Source organism: Actinoplanes sp. NPDC051494 (assembly GCF_044454705.1).
Taxonomy (GTDB): Bacteria; Actinomycetota; Actinomycetes; order Mycobacteriales; family Micromonosporaceae; genus Actinoplanes.
Window position 1 is genome coordinate 847,933 of the sequence record NZ_JBITDZ010000003.1, and the last position, 24,395, is coordinate 872,327.

At 71.2% G+C, this 24,395-nt stretch carries 20 protein-coding genes; 12 read left to right on the top strand and 8 right to left on the bottom strand.

Translation table 11 applies throughout. From position 1 onward, the window contains the following. Nucleotides 1-124: 124 nt before the first annotated feature. Nucleotides 125-874 carry an ABC transporter permease subunit gene (locus ACIA6A_RS16420; protein ID WP_396098460.1) on the bottom strand — a complete coding sequence of 250 codons (750 nt, stop codon included), beginning with the start codon at nucleotides 872-874 and terminating at the stop codon, nucleotides 125-127. Then, nucleotides 871-1,779, bottom strand: coding sequence for an ABC transporter ATP-binding protein (locus ACIA6A_RS16425; protein WP_396098461.1), 909 nt, complete (start codon nucleotides 1,777-1,779; stop codon nucleotides 871-873). The genes ACIA6A_RS16420 and ACIA6A_RS16425 overlap by 4 nt, the downstream gene beginning before the upstream one ends. A gap of 145 nt (nucleotides 1,780-1,924) precedes the next feature. Here ACIA6A_RS16425 and ACIA6A_RS16430 point away from each other — a divergent pair, with 145 nt between their 5' ends. Both ACIA6A_RS16430 and ACIA6A_RS16435 read left to right on the top strand, forming a co-directional pair. Further along, nucleotides 1,925-3,103 (top strand): sensor histidine kinase, encoded by a 1,179-nt coding sequence (locus tag ACIA6A_RS16430; RefSeq protein WP_396098462.1) that lies wholly within the window; start codon nucleotides 1,925-1,927, stop codon nucleotides 3,101-3,103. Then, the gene (locus ACIA6A_RS16435; protein WP_396098463.1) at nucleotides 3,100-3,768 is read left to right on the top strand and encodes a response regulator; all 669 of its coding nucleotides are present in this window, start codon (nucleotides 3,100-3,102) and stop codon (nucleotides 3,766-3,768) included. Before ACIA6A_RS16430 ends, ACIA6A_RS16435 begins: the two co-directional genes overlap by 4 nt. 25 nt (nucleotides 3,769-3,793) lie before the next feature. On the opposite strand, the gene ACIA6A_RS16440 is transcribed toward ACIA6A_RS16435, so the two are convergent. Then, nucleotides 3,794-4,810, bottom strand: coding sequence for a LacI family DNA-binding transcriptional regulator (locus ACIA6A_RS16440; RefSeq protein ID WP_396098465.1), 1,017 nt, complete (start codon nucleotides 4,808-4,810; stop codon nucleotides 3,794-3,796). Nucleotides 4,811-5,069: 259 nt separating this feature from the next. Between ACIA6A_RS16440 and ACIA6A_RS16445 the strand changes: the two genes are divergently transcribed. Next, complete coding sequence (locus ACIA6A_RS16445; RefSeq protein WP_396098466.1) at nucleotides 5,070-6,038, top strand: glycoside hydrolase family 6 protein; 969 nt, start codon at nucleotides 5,070-5,072, stop codon at nucleotides 6,036-6,038. 93 nt (nucleotides 6,039-6,131) lie between these two features. Here the strand turns inward: ACIA6A_RS16445 and ACIA6A_RS16450 are convergent, their stop codons facing one another. After that, nucleotides 6,132-6,989, bottom strand: coding sequence for a LysR family transcriptional regulator (locus ACIA6A_RS16450; RefSeq protein WP_396098467.1), 858 nt, complete (start codon nucleotides 6,987-6,989; stop codon nucleotides 6,132-6,134). Between the two features lie 127 nt (nucleotides 6,990-7,116). Here ACIA6A_RS16450 and ACIA6A_RS16455 point away from each other — a divergent pair, with 127 nt between their 5' ends. Both ACIA6A_RS16455 and ACIA6A_RS16460 read left to right on the top strand, forming a co-directional pair. Then, complete coding sequence (locus ACIA6A_RS16455; RefSeq protein WP_396098468.1) at nucleotides 7,117-7,830, top strand: SDR family NAD(P)-dependent oxidoreductase; 714 nt, start codon at nucleotides 7,117-7,119, stop codon at nucleotides 7,828-7,830. Between the two features lie 93 nt (nucleotides 7,831-7,923). Continuing rightward, nucleotides 7,924-9,180 carry an EAL domain-containing protein gene (locus tag ACIA6A_RS16460; protein ID WP_396098469.1) on the top strand — a complete coding sequence of 419 codons (1,257 nt, stop codon included), beginning with the start codon at nucleotides 7,924-7,926 and terminating at the stop codon, nucleotides 9,178-9,180. A 436-nt stretch (nucleotides 9,181-9,616) separates the two neighbouring features. Here the strand turns inward: ACIA6A_RS16460 and ACIA6A_RS16465 are convergent, their stop codons facing one another. After that, nucleotides 9,617-12,277, bottom strand: coding sequence for a TIM barrel protein (locus tag ACIA6A_RS16465; RefSeq protein ID WP_396098470.1), 2,661 nt, complete (start codon nucleotides 12,275-12,277; stop codon nucleotides 9,617-9,619). Between the two features lie 2 nt (nucleotides 12,278-12,279). Beyond that, nucleotides 12,280-13,065: a citryl-CoA lyase gene (locus tag ACIA6A_RS16470; RefSeq protein WP_396098471.1), complete on the bottom strand. Its 786-nt coding sequence runs from the start codon at nucleotides 13,063-13,065 to the stop codon at nucleotides 12,280-12,282. Nucleotides 13,066-13,217: 152 nt separating this feature from the next. Here ACIA6A_RS16470 and ACIA6A_RS16475 point away from each other — a divergent pair, with 152 nt between their 5' ends. Continuing rightward, nucleotides 13,218-14,273 (top strand): ThuA domain-containing protein, encoded by a 1,056-nt coding sequence (locus ACIA6A_RS16475; protein WP_396098472.1) that lies wholly within the window; start codon nucleotides 13,218-13,220, stop codon nucleotides 14,271-14,273. 93 nt (nucleotides 14,274-14,366) lie between these two features. Here the strand turns inward: ACIA6A_RS16475 and ACIA6A_RS16480 are convergent, their stop codons facing one another. Then, nucleotides 14,367-15,620, bottom strand: a complete 1,254-nt coding sequence (locus tag ACIA6A_RS16480; RefSeq protein WP_396098473.1) for a CaiB/BaiF CoA transferase family protein — start codon at nucleotides 15,618-15,620, stop codon at nucleotides 14,367-14,369. A 21-nt stretch (nucleotides 15,621-15,641) separates the two neighbouring features. Further along, a complete protein-coding gene (locus tag ACIA6A_RS16485; RefSeq protein WP_396098474.1) occupies nucleotides 15,642-16,409 on the bottom strand; it encodes an IclR family transcriptional regulator in 768 nt (255 codons plus the stop codon). 213 nt (nucleotides 16,410-16,622) lie between these two features. Here ACIA6A_RS16485 and ACIA6A_RS16490 point away from each other — a divergent pair, with 213 nt between their 5' ends. The 6 genes from ACIA6A_RS16490 to ACIA6A_RS16515 are packed head-to-tail and all read left to right on the top strand — an operon-like array spanning nucleotide 16,623 to nucleotide 24,376. Then, the gene (locus ACIA6A_RS16490; protein ID WP_396098475.1) at nucleotides 16,623-18,065 is read left to right on the top strand and encodes an aldehyde dehydrogenase family protein; all 1,443 of its coding nucleotides are present in this window, start codon (nucleotides 16,623-16,625) and stop codon (nucleotides 18,063-18,065) included. After that, nucleotides 18,065-19,819, top strand: coding sequence for a thiamine pyrophosphate-binding protein (locus ACIA6A_RS16495; RefSeq protein WP_396098476.1), 1,755 nt, complete (start codon nucleotides 18,065-18,067; stop codon nucleotides 19,817-19,819). The genes ACIA6A_RS16490 and ACIA6A_RS16495 overlap by 1 nt, the downstream gene beginning before the upstream one ends. Before the next feature lie 10 nt (nucleotides 19,820-19,829). Continuing rightward, a complete protein-coding gene (locus tag ACIA6A_RS16500) occupies nucleotides 19,830-20,975 on the top strand; it encodes an ABC transporter substrate-binding protein (RefSeq protein ID WP_396098477.1) in 1,146 nt (381 codons plus the stop codon). Nucleotides 20,976-20,997: 22 nt separating this feature from the next. Continuing rightward, the gene (locus tag ACIA6A_RS16505) at nucleotides 20,998-21,867 is read left to right on the top strand and encodes a branched-chain amino acid ABC transporter permease (RefSeq protein WP_396098478.1); all 870 of its coding nucleotides are present in this window, start codon (nucleotides 20,998-21,000) and stop codon (nucleotides 21,865-21,867) included. Beyond that, a complete protein-coding gene (locus ACIA6A_RS16510) occupies nucleotides 21,864-23,669 on the top strand; it encodes an ATP-binding cassette domain-containing protein (protein WP_396098479.1) in 1,806 nt (601 codons plus the stop codon). Before ACIA6A_RS16505 ends, ACIA6A_RS16510 begins: the two co-directional genes overlap by 4 nt. After that, complete coding sequence (locus ACIA6A_RS16515) at nucleotides 23,666-24,376, top strand: ABC transporter ATP-binding protein (protein WP_396098480.1); 711 nt, start codon at nucleotides 23,666-23,668, stop codon at nucleotides 24,374-24,376. Before ACIA6A_RS16510 ends, ACIA6A_RS16515 begins: the two co-directional genes overlap by 4 nt. Nucleotides 24,377-24,395 lie beyond the last annotated feature (19 nt).

The following is a 24,395-nucleotide window of genomic DNA, read 5'->3' on the forward strand; positions in this document are numbered from 1 at the left end:
GGCCTGCTATGGACCATCTTCTGGTGCCGCGATGTCGGGCATTTTCAATGCTCAGGCGCTATTTGCGCCGTCGAAACTTTCGCTCTGGTCCGGGTCGTATCGCCGAGAAACCACATTCTCGAATTCAGGCGTCCGAGTGCCGCAACCGCCATCCGGCGACGACCGCGGCCAGGACGAGGTAACCCGCGAACACCAGAGCACCCTGGCCCGGCGACAGCATCTCGGGCAGGCGCGCACCCGCCCAGCCCATCGCCTCGCCCGCCTGCGGTGGCAGGAACCTGCCGGCGGCCGCCCGGACCCCTTCGGGCAGCAGGAACTGTGTGAAGGTGGTGGCAAGCAGGAACATCACGGCGAAGTACGTGCTCAGCGCCGCTGCCGTGGAGCGGATCAGCGTGCCCAGGAACAGCCCCAGAAGGGCGGCCCCGGCCTCGTAGGCGACCGTGCCGAGCAGCACCCTGATCACGCCGTCGTCGGTGAGCGTCATGCCCGCGTCGCCGATGATCGCCTGTCCGGCCAGGAAGGTGAGCAGCGCGGCGACGCTCATCACCGTGAACGACACCGCCCCGAGCACCGCGGCCTTCGCCGCCAGCACCATCGATCGGCGGGGTGTGGCGGTCAGCGTGGCCCGGATGAGGCCGGTGCGGTATTCGCCCGTGATGACGAGCACGCCCAGTACCCCCAGCACGAGCGTGGCCAGGACGCTGCCCGTCATGCTCGTCCCGGCTGGCGAGACCACGCTCGCGCCCATGCCGGCCGCGCACAGGAGCAGGCCGATGCCGGCGAACCCGGTGACGGCCACGGATAGCAGGACCGCCGTCGAGCGTACCGACCAGAATTTGATCCATTCGGAGCGGACGACGTGGCTTAAGCTCATCGGATCGGTCCTTCGCGGTCGGTGGCGTCGCCGGTCAGGTGCATGAAGGCGTCCTCGAGGCTGGCCTGGCGGCAGGACAGCTCGTGCAGGGTGATGCCGGCCGCGGCGGCCCGGTCGGCGATCTGCCCGGCGTCCAGTCCGGAGACCTCGAAGGCGTCACGTTCACCGCTGATGATCGTGACGTCGGGGCCGGCCAGCAGGTCGTGCAGGGCGGACAGCTGCGGGGAACGGACCCGGACGGTGTCCAGCCCGGCGCGGGCGACGAAGTCGGCGACGGTCTGGTCGGCGATCAGGCGTCCCCGGTCGATCACGATGAGATGCTCGGCCGTCAGCGCCATCTCGCTCATCAGGTGCGAGGAGACCAGAACCGTACGACCCTCGGCCGCCTGGTCGCGCATCAGCTCCCGGATCCACCGGATGCCCTCCGGGTCGAGGCCGTTCACCGGCTCGTCCAGGATCAGCACCCGCGGGTCGGCGAGCAGCGCGGCGGCGATACCGAGCCGCTGTCCCATGCCCAGCGACAACGATCCTGCCCGCTTGTGTGCCACTGCTCCCAGGCCGACCAGGTCGATCACCTCGTCCACCCGCGAGCGCGGCACACCGTTGGTGGCGGCCATGGCGAGCAGGTGGCGGTACGCGGAACGTCCACCGTGTACCGCCCGCGCGTCCAGCAGCGCACCCACGTCGCGCAACGGGGCGGCGAGCCGGGTGTAGGCCTGGCCGTTGACGGTGGCGGTGCCCGAGGTCGGCCGGTCCAGACCCAGGATCAGCCGGATGGTGGTCGACTTGCCGGCCCCGTTCGGCCCGAGGAACCCGGTCACGATTCCCGGCCGTACCCGGAAGGTGAGCCGGTCCACCGCGGTCCCGTCACCGTAACGCTTCGTCAGTTCTTTGACCTCGATCATGCGGCCCAGCGTCGTCGTCGCACCCGGTAGTCCGCGTCCTCGCCGCGGAGTGCGGGTGGCTACTCCGTACGAAGTACGCGCCGCCGCGGGAAAGTACTCCGGTGCGATGAGGTGGGGGAGTGCGCGGCCCCCGTACAGTCCTCGCATGCGCCTGAGGACCGTGCGCCTGAGGACCGTGCGCCTGAAGGACTGGCATCCGCAGGTCACAGACGCGGTGGCCGGCAGTTCTCTGTTCGTGTTCGCCCTGTTCTCGGTCGCCGCGCCGACCGGCGCCGACCGCGCGAGCGGGCCGCCCGCCTGGCTGGATCCCCTGGTCTGTGGGGTCGCGTGGGTCCTGGTCGCGCTGCGCCGGCGCCGGCCGTTGCCGGTCCTCGCGGTGTCCACGGCGTTCACCGTCCTGGCGGTCGGCACACCGGTGCCGCTCCCGCCGGCGACGCTGGCCGTGCTCGTCTGCGTGTACACCGTCGCCACCCGGACCGCGCGCATGGTGGCCTGGCCCGCGGGCCTCGCCGCCGGCGTCGCCGTATACCTGGCCGCCGGATTCACCTACGGTGCCTGGGCCCAGCCCGAGGCCGTCGCCATCTTCGCCTCCGCCGGCCTGGCGGTGGCCGTGGGCGATCTGGTCCGTACCCGCCGGGCCGAGGTGCTCGACCGGGCGCGGCGCGCCGGGCGCAGCCGCGAGGAGGAGGTCCGGCGGAGGGTGATCGAGGAACGGGTACGGATCGCCCGCGAACTGCACGATGTGGTGGCGCATCACATCGCGATGATCAACGTGCAGGCCGGCGTGGCCGCGCACGTGCTGCGCGACCGACCGGACCAGGCCGGGGAATCCCTGGCGCACGTGCGGCACGCCGCCCGGACCGTGCTGGCGGAGCTGTCCACGGTGCTGGGTGTGCTGCGCGATCCCGAGCACCCGGGCGACCCGGCGGACGAGCCGGCCCGCGGCCTGGCACACCTCTCCGAGCTGATCGAGCGGGTCGCCGGCGCCGGGCTGCGGGTGGAGGAGCGACGCAACGGCCCGGCCCGGCCTCTCCCGTCGGCGGTCGACCTGGCCGCGTACCGGATCATTCAGGAATCCCTGACCAACGCCCACAAGCACGCCCTCGACGACCGGGCCCGGCTGCGGCTGTGTTTCGCCGAGGACGAACTGGAGATCACCGTGGAGAACATCACCGCGGACGCCACGGCCGGTGCCACCGGATACGGCCTGGTCGGCATGCGCGAACGCGCCACCGCGCTGGGCGGCCGGCTCTCCGCCGGGGCCACCGGCGACGGGCGTTTCGTGGTGCACGCGGCCCTGCCGGCGCCGCGGACGGCCGCGTGAGGGTCCGTGTGCTGCTGGCCGACGACCAGCGGCTGATCCGGGCCGGTTTTCGGGTGCTGATCGAATCGGGAGCCGGCCTGGAGGTGGTCGGCGAGGCCACGACCGGCACGGAGGCCGTCACGATGGCCCGCGAGACCCGCGCCGACGTGGTGCTCATGGACATCCGCATGCCGGAGGTGGACGGTATCGAGGCCACCCGCCGGATCACCGCCGACCCGGACCTGGCCGGGGTCCGCGTGCTGATCCTGACCACGTTCGAGATCGACGAGAACGTCCTGCGCGCGCTGCGGGCCGGCGCCAGCGGATTCCTCAGCAAGGGTGTCGAGCCCGCCGACCTGATCGAGGGCATCCGTACGGTGGCGCGCGGCGAGGCTCTGCTGTCGCCCGTGGCCACCCGGGCCCTGATCAACCAGTTCCTCGACCAGCCGGCCCCGGCGGGCGAGGCGGCCGCGGTGCCGCTGGACCAGCTCACCGATCGCGAACGTGAGATCGTCGCCCTGGTCGGCGCGGGCCTGTCCAACGACGAGATCGCCCAGCGGCTGTTCATCTCCCCGCTGACCGCGAAGACCCACATCAGCCGCGCGATGATCAAACTGGACGCCCGCGACCGCGCCCAGCTGGTCATGCTCGCCTACCGGAGCGGCCTGATGCGCCCGGGGGGCTGAGCCGTGCCGGTGGGTCCCGGTCCACTCAGACCGCCGAGCCGCGCACGATCAGTCTGGTGGGCAGGATGAGGGGCGTGCGCTCCTGACCCGCGATCAGTCCGACCAGCATCCGGGTCATCTCGGTCCCCAGCGCCTGGATCGACTGGTGGATCGTGGTCAGCGGCGGGTCGGTCCGTTCGGCGATGCCCAGGTTGTCGAAGCCCACCACGGCCACGTCGGCCGGCACGGCCCGGCCGGCCTCGCCCAACACGCGCAGGGCGCCGGCCGCCATGTTGTCGTTGGCGGCGAAGACGGCGTCAAGATCGGGGTGGCGGGTGAGCAGTCTGCTCATCATCGCCGCGCCGCCCGCCTCGGTGAAATCGCCTTCTTCCATCCCGTACGGGGTCAGGCCGGCCATGATCATCGCCTCGCGGTAGCCACGGTGGCGAGCCACGCCGACGTCGGTGGCCAGCTGGCCGGTGATCGTGACGATCCGGGTCCGGCCGAGGCCGATGAGATGCTCCGTGGCCAGCCGCGCGCCACCGATGTTGTCGGAATCGACGTAGAACTCCGGCTCGCCGTGCAGCGGCCGCCCGCCGTAGACCGTCGGCAGGCCGGCCTGGCGCACGATGCGGGTCAGCGGGTCGTCGCCGTGCAGCGCCATCAGCATGATGCCGTCGACGCCGCGGGTGTGCAGAAGGTTGGTCAGCCGGGACCGGCCCCGGCCGGAGCTGGCCAGGCACAGCAACAGGTGCAGGTCGGTGTCCTCGAGAGCGGCGGAGACCCCGGCGATGATCTGAGCGAAGAAGGGATCGGCGAACAACTCGGGCTGGTCGTGGGAGATGGCCAGGGCGACGAACCCGGTCTGCCGGGTGGCCAGTGCGCGGGCGGTGCGGTTGGGCCGGTAGCCCATCTCCTTGACGGCCCGGTCGACGGCATCCCGGGTGGCGCGGCTGACATGCGGCGCCTTGTTGATGACCCGGGACGCGGCGGAACGTGACACTCCGGCCCGTTCGGCCACCTCGTCGAGGGTGGGTTGCCGCCGCGGTGTCGCTGCCGCCATCTGGTTGCCGCGCCCTTCCTGATCCGACTCCGGGCGGACCCGTCGGTCGATGGTATCGACCGGTGGGCAGGAGCGCCGGAAGCGGTCCCAGCTTTGGGCAATCATGCGTGACATGTCGGTTGAGCAGTCTGGGTGCTCTGTCGGTTTACTTCCCTTGACATGTATGAATTCGGCGTTGAGCATCGAAGACAAGACATAGATGAGCATGGCTGGAAGCGCTTCCAGTTCTGCTCCCGGAAGACACTGAGGAGACGTGCTCATGAGACGCCCTGCCCTTCCCCGCGTGCTGGCCGCCGCACTGGCGCTGACGGTGCCCGCCGTGCTGCTCGGCGCACCCGCCGCCCACGCCGACCCGATCAGTCAGACCAGCGGCTTCTACGTGAATCCGAACTCCAGCCCGGCGGCGTGGGCCGCCGCCAATCCCGGTGACGGACGCGCCGCCGCCATCCGGAGCCAGATCGCGCAGAAGCCGATGGCCAGCTGGTTCGGCAACTGGAGCGGTGACATCGGGAGTGCGGTCGGCGGGTATGTCGCCGCTGCGGACGCGGTCGACAAGCTTCCCCTGCTGGTGGCTTACAACCTTCCCGGCCGGGACGCTTGCGGCGGCCAGTCCGGCGGGGGTGCCGGCAGCGTTGCCGCCTACGACTCCTGGATCGCCTCCTTCGCCACCGCCATCGGCAACCGGCCCGCGCTGGTGGTCCTGGAGCCGGACTCGCTGGGCGACTTCAGCTGCATGAGCCAGGCGCAGATCAACGATCGGGTAGGCATGCTCTCGCGCGCCGCCGCACAGTTCCGGTCCAAGGCACCCAACACCTGGGCCTACCTCGACGCCGGCAATCCCGGCTGGATCGACGCGCAGACCATGGCGCAACGCCTCAACACGGCGGGCCTGGCCAACGCCCACGGCTTCTCGCTCAACGTGTCGAACTACTTCAGGACCGGCGAGAACACCGCCTACGGCGCCAACGTCGCATCCTCGCTGCAGCGGTTCGGATACAGCCGGCCGTACGTGATCGACACCAGCCGCAACGGCAACGGCGCCAACGGTCAATGGTGCAATCCGGCCGGCCGCCGGATCGGCACCGCGAGCCAGATGGGCGGCGGTGCGGAGATGGTGCTGTGGCTGAAGACGCCGGGGGAGTCCGACGGAAACTGCGGGGTCGGGGCCGGATCCACCGCGGGACAGTTCCTGCCCGAGGTGGCGTACAAGATGATCTACGGGTATTGAACCCGGGTCGGTCACGGTGCAGCCGGCCAGCGCGGCCTTTTCACGGTTGTCGCACGGTGACCCGGGTGAGGATCGCGGACGTACGTCCGGGCGTCAGACGTCGAGCTCTGCTGACCCGGCGATCCGCTGGGCGGTCCGTACGAAGGCGGCCACGGCGGCTGAGCGCGACCGGGCCGGCCAGGCGATCGACAGGGTGGCCGGTTCGAGCTCCGCCACCGGACGGTAGGCGATGCCGGGCCGGGCGAAGCGTTCGGCGAGCCAGGCGGGGAGGAACCAGACGGTGCTGCCCACCTCGATCAGGCTGAAGATCTGCGAGTGGTCCAGCGGTTCGTGGTGCTCGAAAGGTGGTTTCGGCATGCCGTTCTCAGCCGGTGTGCCGTAGGGGAGAAGCCGTCCGGTCAGGTCCGCCAGCCGTAGCCCGGGGCGCGCGGCGAGCGGGTCCGACGCGGCCAGGGCCACCAGGCGTGGCCCGGTGATCAGTGGCTCGCTGTCGAGCCCGCGTTCGTCGAACGGCGTCGTCAGCAGCGCCACGTCGGCCCGTCCGTCGTGCAGGGCCGGCAGCTGCTCGCCGTATCCGCCCAGCAGCAGTTTCACCGGCAGGGCGTCGTAGGCGTCGAGGATCCTCGGGAGCAGTCCGGCGTCGTGGTCGGCCTTGAGCGCCAGCCGCAACGCGGGCACGTCCTGGCCGGCGTGGCGGGTCCGGTTCCCGGCCGTGGCCACGGCGTCCAGGGCGATCCGCGCCTCGTCCAGCAGGATCCGGCCGGCCGGGGTGAGGGCGACCCGGCGGCTGGTGCGGACCAGCAACTGCACGCCGAGCTGCCGTTCGAGGTCGCGGATCGCGCGGGACAGCGGCGGCTGGGCCATGCCCAACCGTTGCGCGGCCCGCCCGAAGTGTTCCTCCTCGGCCACCGCCACGAAGTAGCGGAGCTGCCGCGTCTCGAGATGATCCATACCGTCAGGGTATCGGTCGATAGGAAGATGATCCTTCCGCCGCGGCCATAACCGTCGTTGACTGGATGCCGGTCCCGCCGCGACGCGGGTCCGGATCGGGATCTTCGACAACACCAGGAGCCAGCGCGTGAACGAGTCCCTGAACGGCAAGGTCGTCATCGTCACCGGAGCATCGTCCGGAATCGGTGCCGCGACGGCGCGGCTCCTGCACGAGGCCGGTGCCCACCCGGTCCTGGCCGCGCGCCGCGCCGACCGCCTCGAGGTGCTGAGCAAGGAACTCGACGGGGCGCTCGCCGTCCCCACCGACGTCACCGTCCCGGACCAGTTCAGGGCGCTGGTGCAGGCCACGATCGACCGGTTCGGCAGGGTGGACGGCCTGGTCAACAACGCCGGGGCGGGCGCCGGGTCCACGATCGACGGGACCACCCCGGAGGCCTTCCTGGACCTGCTGAACCTCAACGTGGTGAGCGTCGTGACCGGCATCCAGGCGGTGCTGCCGCACATGCGGGCGGCCGGGCGCGGGCGCATCGTCAACGTCAGTTCTGGCGCCACCGGGATGCCGATGGCGGGCAACGCGATCTACCCGGCCGCCAAGACGGCGGTGAACTGGCTGAGCCAGGTGGGCCGGATGGAGCTGCTGGGCGACAACATCCAGGTCACGCTGCTGCTGCCGTCGGTCACCGACACCGAGTTCTACCCCGCGGGGGGCCTGCCGGCCGGGCTGGTCGCGCACTCGCCCGAGTACGTCGGCCGGGTGATCCTGCGGGCCCTGCGCACCGGCGAGGAGCGGATCGACATCCCGCACGGCCCCGAGCAGCCGGAATTCCCCTCGGCCGGCTGAGAGAAGTTCCAGGAGGAAGAGAACTCGATCCGGGTCAGGATCGCCCGCACTCAGGTGTACGCCGGGCCTGCCGATGGGATCAGCGTGAGTGCCATGTCCGCTCGCCCCGCGGTGGGCGTCGATTCCCCGGCCGGCATCGACGGAATTTTGCGTGACGGCGCTCTGCAATGCGTCTACCAGCCGTTCGTCGACCTGGACTCGGGTGCGGTGCTGGCCTACGAGGCGCTGCTGCGCGGACCCGCGGCGACCCGGTGGGAGTCGCCGATGGTCCTGCTGGACGCGGCGCGCACGGCCGGCCGGCTGGTCGACCTGGAACGGGCCTCGCTGCGCACGTCGCTGGCAGACGCGGCAACCCTGTCGGACGGCCGCCCGGTGACGTTGTTCGTCAACCTGGAGCCCAGCACACTCACCCGGCACCTGGACGTCGTGCTGGACGAGCTGCGGAACCGTGCCGGGAACGTCCAGGTCGTCGTGGAGATCACCGAACGGGCCCTGGCCGCCGATCCGGCCGGCGTGCTGGCCGGCGCGGAACGCTTGCGCGCGGCCGGCTGCGCCATCGCCCTGGACGATGTCGGGGTAGAACCGGAATCGCTGGCCTTCATTCCGTTGCTGCGTCCCGAGGTGGTGAAACTCGATCTGCGTCTGCTGCGCACGGTCAAGGACCCGGCTACCGTCACGGTGGCCGGCGCCGTCCGCGCGTATGCGGAGCAGTCCGGCACGGAGGTGGTCGCCGAGGGTATCGAGACGCCGGACGATCTCACCCGCGCTCTCGTGCTCGGCGCGACGCTGGGCCAGGGATGGCTGTGGGGACGCGGGGAACGCCGCTTCACGCGCACCACGTTCCGACCTGAGAGGTTCCAGGCCCGGGCGATCGGACCGGCGCGGCAAGCCACCCCGTACGAGCTGATCGGCAGCCACCGGCGGGTGCGTCACGCGCCCAAACATCTGCTGATCCCCCTGTCGAAGACCCTGGAACTGATGGCATTGCAGGCCACGGTGCCCCCGATCATGCTCGCCGCGTTCGAGCACGCCCGGTTCTTCCGGCCGTCGACGATCAGGGACTTCACGGAACTCGCCGCCAGACTGCCATTCGTCGCAGCGCTGGGAGTGGACATGCCGGCGCAACCGGCACCCCGCGTACGAGGGGCTGCGCTGTCCGTGCAGGACCCGTTGGCCAGCGAGTGGACCGTGGTCGTGCTGGGCGCGCATACCTGCGGTGCGCTGATAGCCCGAGACCTCGGCGACACCGGCGTTGACGCCGACCGGCAGTTCGAGTTCGTCGTCAGCTACGACCGGGCCCTGGTCACCGCTGCCGCGCATTCCATGGTGGGCCGTCTCACGACCGAGTGACCGGTTCCAGGACGAGGGCCCCGGCACTGTCGAAGCGCCGGGGCCCAAGGGTTGCGGGACTGATACACCATCTACCGACGGGAACGTCGGGTTGTCGTTTCCGCACCAGCCCTGAACCAGGGTTTCGGGTGCGAGGATCGCATAAGCGTGACCGGAGACCACCTCTCGTTCGATGGAAACTGCGGTGTCCGCGCCCAACCCGGAAGGCGGTCGGCGTCGGGCGATCCAACGGTGTGAGACCCTCCCTTTCCTCTGAATTCCATTTCATCGTGCTGTTCGCCGGTGCCGGAACCCCACGCGACTTCATGGCCCCGAACACGTGCGACGGAACTCCTGCTGTTCCTTGGACCGAGGTTTTGCGAGCAGGGCGCTGGCCCTGCCGGCGCCGGTGCGGTGAGCCTTCGAGGCTGCCCGGCCTTCTGCACCGGACGGGACGTCACGCTCCGTGGGCCTGGGTGGACGCGTGGTCCAGAGCGGCCCTTGCCGCGGCGATGGCCAGGCGGGCGTGTTCCTTGCCGCCGACCTGGGCGACCAGTGTGGCCCGGGGGATCTCCAGCGCGTACGGGATCCCGGCCGGCAGCGCATCGAGGATGCCGTGGATGTCGATGCCGCCCTCGCCGGGGAACAAGCGCTCGAAGCGTGCGGTGTGGATGAGTTCCTCGTTGGTGGCGGGCACCCCGGGTGGGGCGTCGCAGACGTGCGCGAAGTGGAACCATTCGCGGGGCAGCTGGCGGAGTTCGGCGATGCTGGAGCCGGAGCGGGCGAAATGCAGCAGGTCGACGAGGATGCCCGCGTTGGGCTGATCGGCGCCGCGCAGGACGCGGACGGCGGTGTGCAGGTCCGGGGTCTCGGTCCAGGACGGGAATTCCAGGTCGACGGTCAGGCCCAGGGGTCGGGCGAGTTCGCAGAGCCGGGCGAACCGGTCGGTCCTGCGGTGGTGGTCGGGGTCGGGGAGCTGGGTGATGACGTGCCGGGCGCCCAGCTCGGCGCCGGTCTCCAGGAAGCGCTGGAAGTCGTCCGGGTTCTCGGTGGGGCTGATCCGGGCCAGTTCGATGTCGAGGACCTCGACGCCGGTCGCGGCCAGGTGCACCTTGGTGGCGCGCAGGAGGGCGGGGTCGGTGGCCAGCGGGTAGTGCGGTTCCTGCGGGGTGACCCGGGTCAGGCGCAGACCCACGTATCGGTAGCCGGCCTCGGCGGCGGCGTCGACGAGTTCGGGCGGGGACAGGCTCAGCGCGGTGAGGTGCGCGAGGGAGAAGTCGTGCCGGGTCGCGGGGGTCTCTCGCAGCCGGTGCAGCCTGCTGTGCCGGTGCGCTGCCATCCGGACGGGGGCGCTGACGGGGCCGCCGTGGCCGGTGTAGCCGTCGAGGCGCTGGACGACGGCGAAGAAGACGCGGGAGCCGAGGATCTCGGTGTAGAAGTGCAGGTAGGCGCCACGGTCGTCGGTGTCGTACAGGATGGAGTGCTCGCGCAGCTGGTCCAGCAGCCCGGGCGGCAGCGTGACGCGTGCGTCGAGTTCGGCGTAATAGTTGTCCGCGATGTGCAGCAGGGGTGCGCCGCGGGCGTGTGCGGCCCGCGCGCAGGCGATGATGTCGTCGGTGCCCAGGGCGATGTACTGGGGATCGGCGACGGCGGGGGCCCATTCGCCGTGGCGCAGTGGCGCGGTGTTCAGCACGACGGTGACGGTGTGGCCCGGATCGGTGGCCGCGCGGGCGCGGATCGTGCCGAACGGGGCGGCGATCTCGGTGGTGCCCGCGGCGCGCAGGCCGAGGACCGTCTGGTGGAACAGCGCGGATTCGTCGAAGTCGTCGATGGGTGTTGTCAGCGCGAGGTGGTCGATGGTGGTGATCGCATCGCCGGCGGGTGCGGGGGTACCGGTGGGGGTGAAGTCGGTCAGCCATCCCTGGTCGCCGACGAGGAAGACGGCGGTGCCGTCGGGGGCGGCGATCGAGGGAAGCGCGGCCTCTTCCGGCAGGCGCAGGCGGGGCAGGACCGGCGCCAGCAAGCTTTCGGCACGCCGGCCGGCCGTTGCCGGATCGGCACTGACCACGGCCATCGCGCAGATTCCCGCGGTGCCGGGGGTGACGGTGCGCTGGGAGCCGGTGTTGAGCAGGATCCGTGCCTCGCCCTGTTCCCACAGCTGCACCGGTTTCGAGCGGTGCCGCCCGGTGTGGGCGAAGCCGAGACCGGCCAGCGCTCGTGCCAGGTGCGGTTCGGAGATCTCGTCGACGGCGATCTCGGTGAAGGCGTACCCGGCCAGCGGCGGCGCGGGTGGCAGCCCGGAAACCTGGATCGTCTCGCGCAGCTGGGGGAGGGCCGCGGCGGCTGCTGCTTCGCGTACGGCCAGAAGTGATCGCATGCCGTTGATCGCGGCCTGCCTCGGTGCCTCCTGGCGGTAGACGTCGTCGACGGCGTCCAGCGACAGCGGCCCGTGGTAGCCGGTGGTGAGCACGTGCACGAGGAACGTCGCGAGGTCGAACGAGCCGAGGCCGGGCAGGATCCGGCGGCCCGCGGTGGCGTCGGCCAGTTGCACGTGGAAGATCTTGTCGCCGGGGATCACGCGGATGCCGGCCGGGTCGTCGCCGTGCGAGAGCACGTGGAAGCTGTCGAGGCACAGTCCGAGGGCGGCGTGGCCGGCCCGGCGCACGATGCGCCAGGCGTGGGCATAACTGGTGACGAACCGGGCGGAGCTCAGCGGTTCGTAGGCCAGGCGCAGGCCGTACCCGGCCGCCTCGTCCGCGAGTGCGGCAAGCTGTTCGGCGGCGAGGTCGTCGTCGTCCACGGTGTCCGGCGACGCGGAGGAGCCGATGAGCATGGTGGTGGCGCCGAGGTGGGCCAGCACGTCGAAGCTGCGCCGCGCCCAGCGCAGAGTGGCGGCGAACTGCTGCGGGGGTACGGCCTCGATGTCGCGCGACGCCTGGTAGAGCTCGATGCTCAGGCCGCGGCGGGCGCACTCCTGCCGGATCTGGGCGGGCGTCCAGGACGCGGTGACGAGGTCGCTCTGCGCCAGCTCGACGCCGTGGAAGCGCGCGGCGGCGACGGCGGCGAGCTTGTCCTCGAGGATGCCGGACAGGTAGGCGGTGTTGATCGACAGTCGCATGCTCACCCCAGATAGGCCGGTCTGATGGCGGGCGGGATCGGTCCCTTGTTGCGCCGGCCCTGTCCCATTTCCTCCCATGCGTGGGCGAGGATGCCGACGCTGCGGCTGAGCACGAACAGCCCACGGGCCAGGGCGGCCGGGAAGCCGAGTTCGGCGAAGATGACCGCGGTCGCACCGTCGATGTTCATCGGGACGGGTCTGCTGCGTCCCCGGTTGAGGGCCGTTTCGACGGCCAGGGCGGCCTTCAGGTGGTGGCCCGTGACCGTGCCATCGGCGACAGCCTGGTCGACGAGGCCGAGCAGCGGGTCGCGGCGTGGGTCGCGGGTGTGGAACCGGTGCCCGAATCCGGGCAGGTACCGCACCCCGCGTGCACGCCACGCGGCGATGACCTGATCGGCCGCGTCGGCGAGCGGGGCCGTCGCGGCTGCCCGCAGGATGTCGTCGAGCAGCTCCACGCACTGCTGGCCCGCGCCGCCGTGCGAGTCGCCGAGGGTGTTCACGGCGCTGGCCATGGCGTTGTTGAGGCCGACGCCGCAGGTGGCGGCCATCCGGGCGACGGCGATGGAGGGGGCGTGCGGGCCGTGGTCGACGCCGGCCACCAGGGCCGCCTCGAGCAGGCTCGCCTGCCGGGCGGTGGGCCGGTCGCCGCGGACCATCAGCCAGATCATCGCGCCGAAGGTGATGTCGCCGATCAGGTCCGCGACCGGGATGCCGCGCAGTTCGATGTGATCGGGCTCGATGCGGGAGACCGCCGTGCCCCACCAGGCGGCGGCTTCGGTGTCCGTCATGGGGGCACTGTAACGAAGGTCCGTACAGCGGTCCATAGGAACTGGCTAGCGGTCCGCCTCCATGCTTACGCTGCGAGAAATTTCGTTTCTATATTGAGGCGGACTTCACAGTGGTACCCATGGTCCGTGTAGCGGACCGAGAGGCGGCCTTCATGGCACATCTACCCCGACGCGCGGTCCTTCGCGGCGCCGCTGCCACCGCGGCGGCCGCGGCAGCAGCCACCGCCGCTACGCCCGCCGAGGCGAGCGGCGGCACCGGCCACGCCGGCGGACGCGAACCGACGGTCAAACAGCCGATCACCACCACCGTCCCCCGCGGTCAGGCGAACTATTTCGACCCCTACTACAACGTGGTGCGCGGCCAGGTGCCCGCTTCCTATCACCCCTGGGTCGCGAACCGGCAGGACCGGATCCTGCTGTACACGCGGACGGCCGGTCCCCGGCACGCCCACCTCGGGCCGCCGCTGCCCGCGGGGCTCAACCCGCCGCTGACCACGGCGCATGTGTTGCAGAACGCGATCGTGCGGTGGATGGGCGAGGTCGGCGTCGGTGTCGACTGGGCCGAGGACGTCACCCGGCTGCCCGGCATCGGCAGCCCGTACAAGGCGGTTGTCTTCGGCAGCACCAGCCGCGACACCCTGTGGAAGCACGGCACCGCCGTGGACCCGGCCGCCGCGGTCAACACCACCACCGGGGCCCATCTCGACGCGGGCAAGACCGCGCTGCGGCAGTACATGCGCGCCGGCGGCGGCTTCGTCGGCATCCACAACGCCATCGGGGGTACCGAGTACAACTGGCCCTATTACGAGGGACTGTGCGGCGGCACCCAGTATTACGACCACGGCGCCAATCAGGACGGCACGGTCGTCACGCTCGCCAGGGACTCCTCGACCCAGGGACTTCCGGCGCGCTGGGCCTTCAAGGACGAGTGGTACAACTGGATGCCGTTCCCGACCCGGGTGAAGTTCCTGCTGGCCGTCGACGAGTCCAGTCTGGCCACCAGGTCCGCCACGCACCCCGGCCACGGGGCGTTCCATCCGATCTCCTGGTGCCAGTACTACGACGGCGGCCGCTCCTGGGTCACCGCGCTGGGTCACGACTCCGCGGCGTACGTCGACGGTTCGGGCTTTCCCGGCCAGGCCTTCTTCAAGAAGCACGTCGTCAACGGGATCCTGTCCGCGATGGGGAACCTCCCGTTCTGCGGCTGAGCCGCCACTCTTGACTTTCGATGTTTCGACCCCGATAACTAACGTACTGGTTAGTACAAAGGGGGGTCACGCGGTGACCTGGTCGGACAGCCGTCAGGATGTCGCCGAGCTCGCCCGCTCCGTCCCGTGAGGATCGTGAGCGGGCGGAGCCGCGCCGCGCCAGCGGTCCAGCAGGGCGGGCAGGTCGTCGTTGTGTTCGCCGAGCCGGGGCGGGGTCGCCGCGGGGGTGAGCGCCTCGCCGTCGTAGAGCACCCCGCTGCCGCCGACCCGCAACGTGCCGTCGGTGCGGCCGGCCGCCGCCGCGGGGGTGCCGGGCGGGTACGGCAGGTCGGCGAAGAAGCCACGGCCGGTCACCTGGTCGGCGGCGACGGCCTGCGCCACGGTGAGGATGCGCGCCGCGGGCACCCCCGCGGCGGACAGCACCCGCTCCCACTCGGCGGCGGTCCGGCTCCGCAGAGCCGTGTTGAGCTCGTCGCTGAGCTGCGCGCGGTGCTCCTTGCGGGCCTCCCGCCCGGCGTAGTGCGGGTGGTCGACGAGATCCTCGCGCCCGACCAGCCGGCACAGCGTCTCGAACTGCTCCTGGCGGTTCGCCGCGATGTTGAGCGGTCCGTCGGCGGCGGTGAACGTGCCGGAGGGGGCGGCGGTGGCGTTCTGATCGCCCATCGGCTGCGGTTCGGTGCCGCTCACCAGGTAGTTCGAGACGGCCCAGCCCATGGCCGACAGCGACGCCTCCAGCATGGACACGTCCAGGTAGCGGCCCCGCCCGTCGTGGCGGCGCCCGGCCAGGGCGGCCGTGACCGCCAGGGCGGCGCTGAGCCCGCCGACGGTGTCGGCGACCGGGAAGCCGACCCGCAGCGGTGCCGTGTCCGGGGTGCCGGTGACGCTCATCATCCCGGACAGGCCCTGGATGATCTGGTCGTAGGCCGGGGCCTGGCTCATCGGGCCGGTCTGCCCGAAGCCGGTGATGGCGCAGCAGATCAGCGCGGGGTTGAGCTCGCTGAGCCGTTCCCACGGAAACCCCAGGCGGGCCAGCACCCCGGCGCGGTAGTTCTCCACCAGCACGTCGGCGTGGGTGACCAGCTCGGTGAATTGGTCACGGCCGGGGGAGTGCTTCAGGTCCAGCTCGACGGACTTCTTGCCGGCGTTCTGGGCGAGGAAGGAGGCGCCGAGCCCGGCGCCGTTGAGCTCGGGGTCGGGGCCGAGCCGCCGGGCCAGGTCGCCGCGGCCGGGCACCTCGATCTTGACCACTTCCGCACCGAGCAGCGCGAGGTGATAGGTGCAGTAGGGCCCGGCGAGGACGTTGGTCAGGTCCAGGACGCGGACCCCGTCCAGAGGGCGATCGGGCATGCGCGGGTTCCCTTCGGGGGTTTAGAACGACGAGCCCAGGGGGTGGTCGAAGCCGCGCTCGTTGAGCTGCGCGGCCGCGTCGATCAGCGCCTTGGCGAAGGCGCCGACCCGCTCGTCGGTGAAGCGGACGGTGGGACCGCTGAGGGTCAGCGCGGCCACGACGGTGCCCGAGCGGCCCAGGATGGGCACGGCGACCGCGGACAGCCCGGTGTCGCGCTCGCCGTGGCTGACCGCGTACCCGGCACCGGTGGCCTCGTCGATCCACTCGCGCATCCGGCGCACGTGGCCCTCGCCGTACGGCGACGAGCGGGCCACCCGGTCCAGCAGCGCGGGTGTGGCGTCGCGCAGCAGCACCTTGGCCGACGCGCCGGCCCACAGCGGCAGTTCGTCACCGACGTGGACCACGTGCCGCAGCGGTTGCGGGCTCTCCTGCTGGGCGATGCACACGCGCACGACGTCGCGGACGACGTACATGTTGACGGTTTCCCGCTCGTGCGCGGCCAGCTCGCGCATCAGCCGCTGGGTCTCCGGCGGCAGTTCCCAGCCGCGCCGGGCCAGGTGCGCCCACCGCCACAGGCCCGGCCCGGCCATGTAGCCGGCGTTGGTGGCCCACAGCAGACCGCTCTGCTCGAGGGTCTGCACGATGCGGATGACGGTGGTCTTGGCCAGGCCGGTGGCCGCCACGATGTCGCGTACGGCGATCAGCGGACGGTCCTCGGTGAGCAGCGACAGGATGTCCAGCGCGCGCTGGATGCTGCGTACACCCTGCATGTCGGAGGGTTCGGGCACGATCGCTCACTTTCCTCAGTGACGCCGCGAGGCGCCGGGCCGGGTGGAAGACACCAGTGATTGTGCCGTCCGGCGGCCCGTGTCATCGGCTCGTAACTTTTCGATGCCCACCTATTGCCTTTGGCTCGCGGCCAACCGTACGTTACACCGGAGTCCGCACAGCGGTCCATAATCCATACTCTGGTCCGCTCAGTGGACTCCCGAGGAGGTGTGATGGTGGTGCGAGTTCCGGCGCTGGTCGCCGGCACGTGGATCGAGGACGGCCCCACCGCCGAGCGTGTCGGGCCGTACACCCGTACGGTGGTCAGCCGCACGCGGGTGGCCGAGCCGGGCGACGGCCGGATCGCCGCCGGGTACGCCAGGGCGAGCGCCCGCGTCGTGGCCCGGCTCGCGCCGGCGACCCGGGCGGGGATCCTGGACCGGGCCGCCGCGCTGGCCGTCGAGCGCCGCGACGAGCTCGCCCGGCTCATCGCCCTGGAGCTCGGCAAGCCGGTCAAGGACGGCCGCAACGAACTGGTGCGGGTGGCGGACACCTTCGCCGTCTGCGCGGCCGAGGCCCGGCAGATCGGCGGTGACGTGCTGCCGGTGGCCGGCTGGGAGCGCGGGGTCGGCAACACCGCCCTGACCTACCGCGCCCCGGCCGGGGTGGCGCTGGCGATCACCCCCTTCAACGCCCCGGCGAACCTGCTCGCGCACAAACTGGGCGCCTCCTTCGCCGCCGGCAACAGCACCATCGTCAAGGCCCCGCCGCAGGCACCGGCCGTGTCGGCGGCCGTGGTCCGGCTGCTGCTCGACGCCGGCGCGCCCCTGGAAGCGGTGCAGCTGCTGCACGGCGGCGGCGAGATCGGCGCCGAACTGTGCGCCGCACCCGAGGTCGCGGTCATCAGCTTCACCGGCAGTGCGGAGACCGGTGCCGCGGTGGCCCGTGCCGCCGGCGCCAAGCGGCTCGTGCTGGAACTGGGCGGCAACGCCGCGACCATCGTCTGTGCCGACGCGGATCTGGCCGCCGCGGCGCGGGTGTGTGCCCGCACCGGATACAGCAACTCCGGTCAGAGCTGCATCTCCGTGCAGCGTGTCTACGTGGCCCGGCCGTGCTTCGACACCTTCGTCGACCTGCTGTCGGCCGAGGTCGCGGCGCTGAAGGTCGGCGACCCGCTCGACCCGGACACGGACGTCGGCTCCATGGTCGACGAGCACGCCGCCGACCGGGTGCTCGGGTGGGCCACCGAGGCGGTGAGCCGCGGCGCGCGGATCACCGTCGGCGGCACCCGCGACGGCGCCACGCTCACCCCGACCGTCGTCGCCGATCCGCCCGCCGACGCCTCCGTGGTCACCCAGGAGGTCTTCGGGGCGCTGGTCACCGTGCTGCCCTTCGACGACTTCGACGACGTGCTGGCCACCTGCAACACCAGCCGATTCGGGTTGCAGGCCGGGCTGTTCACCAACGACCTGGGCCGCATCCTCACGGCCTGGCGCGAGCTCGAGGTCGGCGGGCTGGTCGTCAACGGCTCCTCCAACTTCCGCCTCGACCACGTCCCGTTCGGCGGCGTCAAGGACTCCGGCTTCGGACGCGAGTCACCGCGCTGCATGGTCGAGGACTACACCGTGATCAAGACGCTCCTCGTACGGGGCCTGTCGATCTGGGGAGAGAACTGATGACCGCTCCTGCCACCTTCGGGCGCACCGCCGCCGACGCCATGGTCGAGCAACTGCGCGGATACGGCGTCGAGCACATCTTCGGCACCTGCGGGCACACCAACATCGCCCTGCTCGACGCGCTGGGCCGCAGCGACATCGAGTTCGTCATCGCCCGCCACGAACAGACCGCCGCACACGCCGCCGACGGTTACGCCCGCGCCACCGGCAAGCCCGGCGTCGTGCTCATGCATGTCGGCCCCGGCATGATGAACGCCGTCACCGGCGTGGCCACCGCCGCCCTCGACTCGGTGCCGCTGGTCGCGATCTGCGGTGACATTCCCTCCTACATGTACGGCCGGCACCCGCACCAAGAGGTCAATCTGCACGCCGACGCGGACCAGACGGCCATCTACCGCCCGTTCGTCAAGCGCGCGTGGCAGGTGCAGCGGGTCGAGGACCTGCCCCGCTTCACCGAGCGCGCGTTCTGGACCGCCACCGCGGGCCGGCCCGGCGCGGTGCTGCTGGACGTGCCGATGGATCTGTTCTCCCGCCGGCTGCCCGACAACGCCCCGGCGTACCCGCTGCCGTCCTCGGCCACCCGCCCCGACCTCACACCGGCCGACGCGGACCGGATCGCCGCCGCGCTGAGAGGCGCCGACCGGCCGCTGATCTATCTCGGCGGCGGGCTCGGCGGCCCCGAGGGGCGCCACGCGCTGCGCGAGCTGGCCGAGCACCTGGACATCCCGGTCGCCCACTCGCTGATGGCCAAGGGATCCCTGCCCGACGACCACCCGCTCGTGATGGGCATGACCGGCTTCTGGGGGCTGGCCGAGACCAACGCCTACACCCGCGACGCCGATGTGGTCCTGGCCATCGGCACCCGCTTCGCCGAGACCGACGCGAGCAGCTGGGACCCGGAGTACACCTGGCGGTTCCCGCCGGGCCGGCTCATCCAGATCGACATCGACCCGGCCGAGATCGGCCGGAACTACCCGGTCGAGATCGGCGTGGTCGCCGACGCCGGCCTCGCCGTCCGGCAGATCCTCGCCGCGGTCCGCGGCACGCCGGGCACGGACCGCCCGCGGCTGCGCGAGCAGATCCGGGTGGCGCGCTCGGAACTGTTCGCCGCGAGCGCCGAGCGCGGCCGCAGCGATGAGTTCCCGCTGCGTCCGGAACGCATCCTCGCCGACGTGCGGGCGGCCCTGCCCGCCAGCGCGGTCCTGGTCACCGACGTCGGCTGGAACAAGAACGGGGTCGCCCAGTGCTACCCGCTGCCCGCCGAGGGCCGCTTCATCACCCCCGGCGGCGCCTCCACCATGGGCTTCGGGCCCGCCGCCGCGGTCGGCGTGCAACTCGCCGACCGGGACCGGGTCGTCGTCGCGCTGATCGGCGACGGCGGCATGAGCGCCCAGCTGCCCGCCCTGCCGATGGCCGTCGAGCAGGGCCTGCCGGTCATCTTCCTGGTCATGAACAACCGCGCCCACGGCACCATCAGCGACCTGCAGTCCAGCAATTACGGCCGCAGCTACGGCTGCGACTTCACCGACCCCGACGGCAACCCCTACAGCCCCGACTTCGCCGCCCTGGGCCGTGCCTGCGGAGCCGACGGTTACGCCATCACCGAACCCGGCGACCTGGCGGCCGCCCTCAAGAGCGCGATCGAGCGCCGCCGGCCGGCCGTCATCGACGTGCCCATGGTCAACGAGCCGGTGCCCACCCCGGGCCACTGGAACATCAAGGACATCTACCAAGGCAAATTCTCTCAAGATTGAGGTGAGTCGCATGCGCCACCGACGTGCCACCGCCATATCCCTCGCCGCCTCGCTCGTCCTCGCCGCCGGGTGCAGCGCGCCCGGCGGCGGTGACGACAAGTCCGGCGACGACTCCGGACCCGTCAAGATCGCCCTCGTCGACGCCCAGAGCGGGCAGCTGAGCTCGCTGGGCGCCTGGGAGCTCAAGGGCGCCCGCCTGGCCGTCGACGAATGGAACGCCGCCGGCGGCATCAACGGCCGCCAGATCCAGCTCGACGTCTTCGACGACCAGGGCGACCCCACCATCGGCACCAACCTGGCCCGCAAGATCGACAGCGAGGGTTACCTGGCGATGCTCGGCACCGCCGAGAGCGCGGTCACCATCGCCATGGCACCGGCCCTGAAGCAGGCGGAGATCCCCAACATCGCCTCCGGTCAGTCACCGGGCATGGTCGCGGTCGGCAGCGAGTTCCTGTTCCTCAACGGCCCGACCAGCACCACGTACGACGAGACCCTCGCCAAGCACCTGGTCGACCAGCAGGGTCTGAAGACCATCGCACTGATCACCAACAACGGCTCGTACGGCAAGGGCGAGCACGACGCCTTCGTCAAAGCGCTGCAGACCCGGGGCGTCACCCCGGCCGCCGATCAGGTCGTGACCACCGATCAGAAGGACTTCTCGGCGGTGCTGACCGGCATCCGGCAGAAGAACCCCCAGGTCATCTTCCTGGGCGCCGAGGAGGTCGAATCCGGCCTGATCGTCAAGCAGGCCCGCGACCTGGGTATCACCGCCCCGTTCGCCGGCGCCGCGCCGCAGGGCACCCCGGTCTTCATCGACACCGCCGGCGCGAAGAACGCCGAGGGCACCATCGTCAGCTCGCCGTACCTGAGCAACGACATCAGCGAGGCGTCCAGGACGTTCGCCGCCGCCTACCAGGCCAAGTACAACGAGGAAGCCGAGTTGCACGGCGCCAAGGCCTACGACGGCGCGCAGATCCTGCTCACCGCGCTCAAGACCAGCAACGTGGCCGGTGGCAAGGAACTCGCCGACGCCATCCGCGCCACCAAGCGCCAGGGGCTGCTCGGCGACTTCGCCTACGACCAGACCGGCGTCGGCATCTTCGCCACCGACATCGGCATCATCCGCGGCGGCAAGCTCGTGCCGGCCGACAGCTGACGCTCGTACAGGGGAGAACCGCATGCAGGTCTTTCTGCAGACCGTCGTCGGCGGGGTCAGTCTCGGCGCCGTCTACGCCCTGGTGGCGCTGGGGTTCTCCCTCGTCTACCGCACCATGGGCCTGGTCAACTTCGCCCACGGCAACGTCGTGACCGTCGGCGCCTACCTCGCCTCCACCTTCTACCTGACCAGCAAACTGCCCTTCGCCCTGGCCATGGTCGTCGCCATCGGACTGACCGGAGCGATCGGCCTGGTCATCGAGCGGGTGCTGCGCCCGCTGGAGAACCGCGACTTCGACCTGATGCTGATCGGCACCATCGGCTTCGGCATCGTGCTCGACGCGCTGGTCATCGCGATCTGGGGCGCCACCGGGCGCGCCGTGCCCTCGCCCGTGCCGTCCGCGCCACTGGACCTGTTCGGGCTGCGCATCCGCACGTACGACCTCGTGGTGCTGGCCATCGCCGCCGCCGCGACCGTCCTGCTGGTGCTCTTCCTGTCGCGCACCAAACGCGGCGCCGCGATGCAGGCCGTCGCGATGGACCACGAGGCCGCCACCGCCGTGGGGATCCACGTCGGGCGCAGCAACGCGATCGCGTTCATGATCGGCGGTGGGCTCGCCGCGCTGGCCGGTGGCCTGGTCGGGCCGCTGCTGTACGTCAACCCGGCGCTCGGCGGTGCCCTGGGCATCAAGGGCTTCGCCGCGGCGATCCTCGGCGGTTTCGGCAGCATCCCGGGCGCGATCGTCGGCGGGCTCGCGATCGGGGTGCTCGACTCCTTCACCGCCGGGCACTTCCAGGGCTACTCCGAGCTGGTCACCTTCATCGTCTTCACGGTGATCATCATGGTGCGGCCCACCGGGATCTTCGGTGAGCGGACGGTGAACCGCGCATGAGGAACCGCGTCCTGATCCTGGTGGCCGCGGCCGTGGCGGCCTGGCTGCTGCCGTACGGCCTCGATTCGTACGCCATCCACGTCGTCAACGTCATCGGCATCTTCGCGATCCTGGCCGTCGGCCTGGGCCTGGCCATGGGCGTCGCCGGGCAGGTCAACCTCGCGCAGATCGCCGTGTTCGGGGTCGGCGCCTACGCCACCGCCATCCTCACCACCCGGGCCGGTCTCGGCTTCTGGGTCTCCGCCGTGCTGGCCGTGCTGGCCACCGTCGTGATCGGATTGGTGATCGCCACCCCGGCGCTGCGGGTGCAGTCGCACTATCTCGGCATCGTCACCCTCGGCCTGGCGCTCGCGTTCACCAGCTGGGTCACCAACGCGGAGCTCAGTGGCGGCGCGGAGGGCATCTCCGGCATCCCGGTGCCCACGCTGCCCGGCGTCGACCTGTCGAACGAATACCTCTACTACTACCTCGAACTGATCGTCTTCGCGGTCATGGTCACCTTCGGCCTGTTCGTCGTACGCACCGGTCTCGGGCGCCGGATGCGTGCCATGCGCGACGACGCGCTGGCCGCCGGTGCGCTGGGCGCCGAGGTACCGGTGCTGCGCATGACGGCGTTCCTGCTCGCCAGCGTCTACGGCGGCGTCGGCGGGGTGCTGTACTCCGGCCTGATCCGCTATGTCGCGCCGGAGTCGTTCAACATCGCCAACATGTTCCTGCTGCTGGCGATGGTCATCATCGGTGGCCGGCAGAGCCTGCTCGGCTGTGTCGTCGGCGCGGTGGCTCTGTCCCTGGTGCGTGAGGCGCTGGTCGAACACCCCACGATCGCCCAGATCGCGTACGGATCGGTGGTCGTGCTCGTCGTCGTGTTCGCCCCGACCGGTCTGGCCGGGGTGCCGGCCCGGGTCCGTGCCGCGGTGGCCCGCCGCCGCGGACAGCAGGGCGGATCGGCCCAGCTGAGGCCCTTCCAGCCGTACGAGCGGCGCGGCACCGGGCCGGGCCCCGATCCGGCCGCCATCCTGCGGGTGCGGCAGGTGACCAAACAGTTCCGCGGGCTCAAGGCCCTCGACGAGGTGTCCCTCACCGTCACCACCGGTGAGATCCGCGGGGTCGTCGGGCCCAACGGCTCCGGCAAGACCACGTTGTTCAACGTGATCAGCGGGCTGTACCGGCCCACCGCCGGCCGCGTCGAGTTCCGGGGTGCGGACATGACCGGGCACGCGCCCTACCGGCTGGCCCGCGCCGGCATGGCCCGTACCTTCCAGAACCTGCGGCTGTTCGGGGACCTGAGCGTCGAGGAGAACATCCTCGTCGCGCTCGACCGCAGCCCCACCCGGCAGAGCTGGCGATACGTGCTACGCCCGTTCAGCGTCCTGCGCCGCGACCATGACCTGCGCCGGCAGGCCAAGGACGTCCTCGACCGGTACGGCCTGACCGAGTTCGCCGCCCTGGCCCCCCGGTCGCTCCCGTACGGCACGCAGCGCCGGGTCGAGATCGCCCGGGCCGTGGCCGCCGGTCCCGCGCTGCTGCTGCTCGACGAGCCCGCCGCCGGGCTCAACGGCGAGGAGGTGCGCCAGCTCGCCGGGATCGTCCGGTCCATCCGCGACAGCGGCATCACCGTCATCATCATCGAGCACAACATGGGCCTGGTCATGTCCCTGTGCGAGACGGTCACCGTGCTGGCCGGCGGACGGGTCATCGCCGAGGGCACCCCGGCCGAGGTCGCGCGGACGCCGGCGGTGATCGAGGCGTATCTCGGCGACTCCATGACCGACCTTCCCCCGATCCCGGAGGCCTCCCGATGACCGCGCTCACCGTCGAGGCGCTCACCGTCCACTACGGCGGCGTGTGCGCCGTACGGGATCTCAGTTTCGAGGTCCCGGCCGGTGACGCGGTCGGTGTCATCGGGGCGAACGGCGCGGGCAAGACCTCGGCCCTCAAGGCGGTCATGGGGCTCGTCCCGCGCCGGGTCGGCACCCTGCGGTTCGGGGACACGGATCTGAGCGGCGTGCCTGCCCGTGGCATGGTGCGCCACGGCATCGGTTACGTGCCCGAGGGCCGCCACGTCTTCGCGGGGCTGCCGGTGGAGAAGAATCTGCTGCTGGGCGCGTACGTGAAGAAGTGGGACAGCGACACCCGCGCCACCCTGGCCGAGGTCTACGAGATGTTCCCGGTGCTGGGGGAGATGCGCGGCCGGCTGGCCGGCGCGCTCTCCGGCGGTCAGCAGCAGATGCTCGCGATCGGCCGGGCCCTCATGTCGCGTCCCCGCCTGCTGCTGCTCGACGAGCCGTCGATGGGCCTGTCGCCGAAGCTGGTGGAGGACATCCTCGCGGTGCTGCTGCGGCTGCGCGCCGAGGGACTGAGCCTGCTGCTGGTCGAGCAGAACGCCAAGCTGACCTTCGAGGCCACCAGCCACTGCCTGGTCGTCGAGAACGGCGCGGTGGCGATGACCGGAACCTCGGAGCAGCTGCGGCACGACCCGCGGGTGCGGCAGATCTACCTCGGACTATGAGCCCCGTCCAACCGGAAGG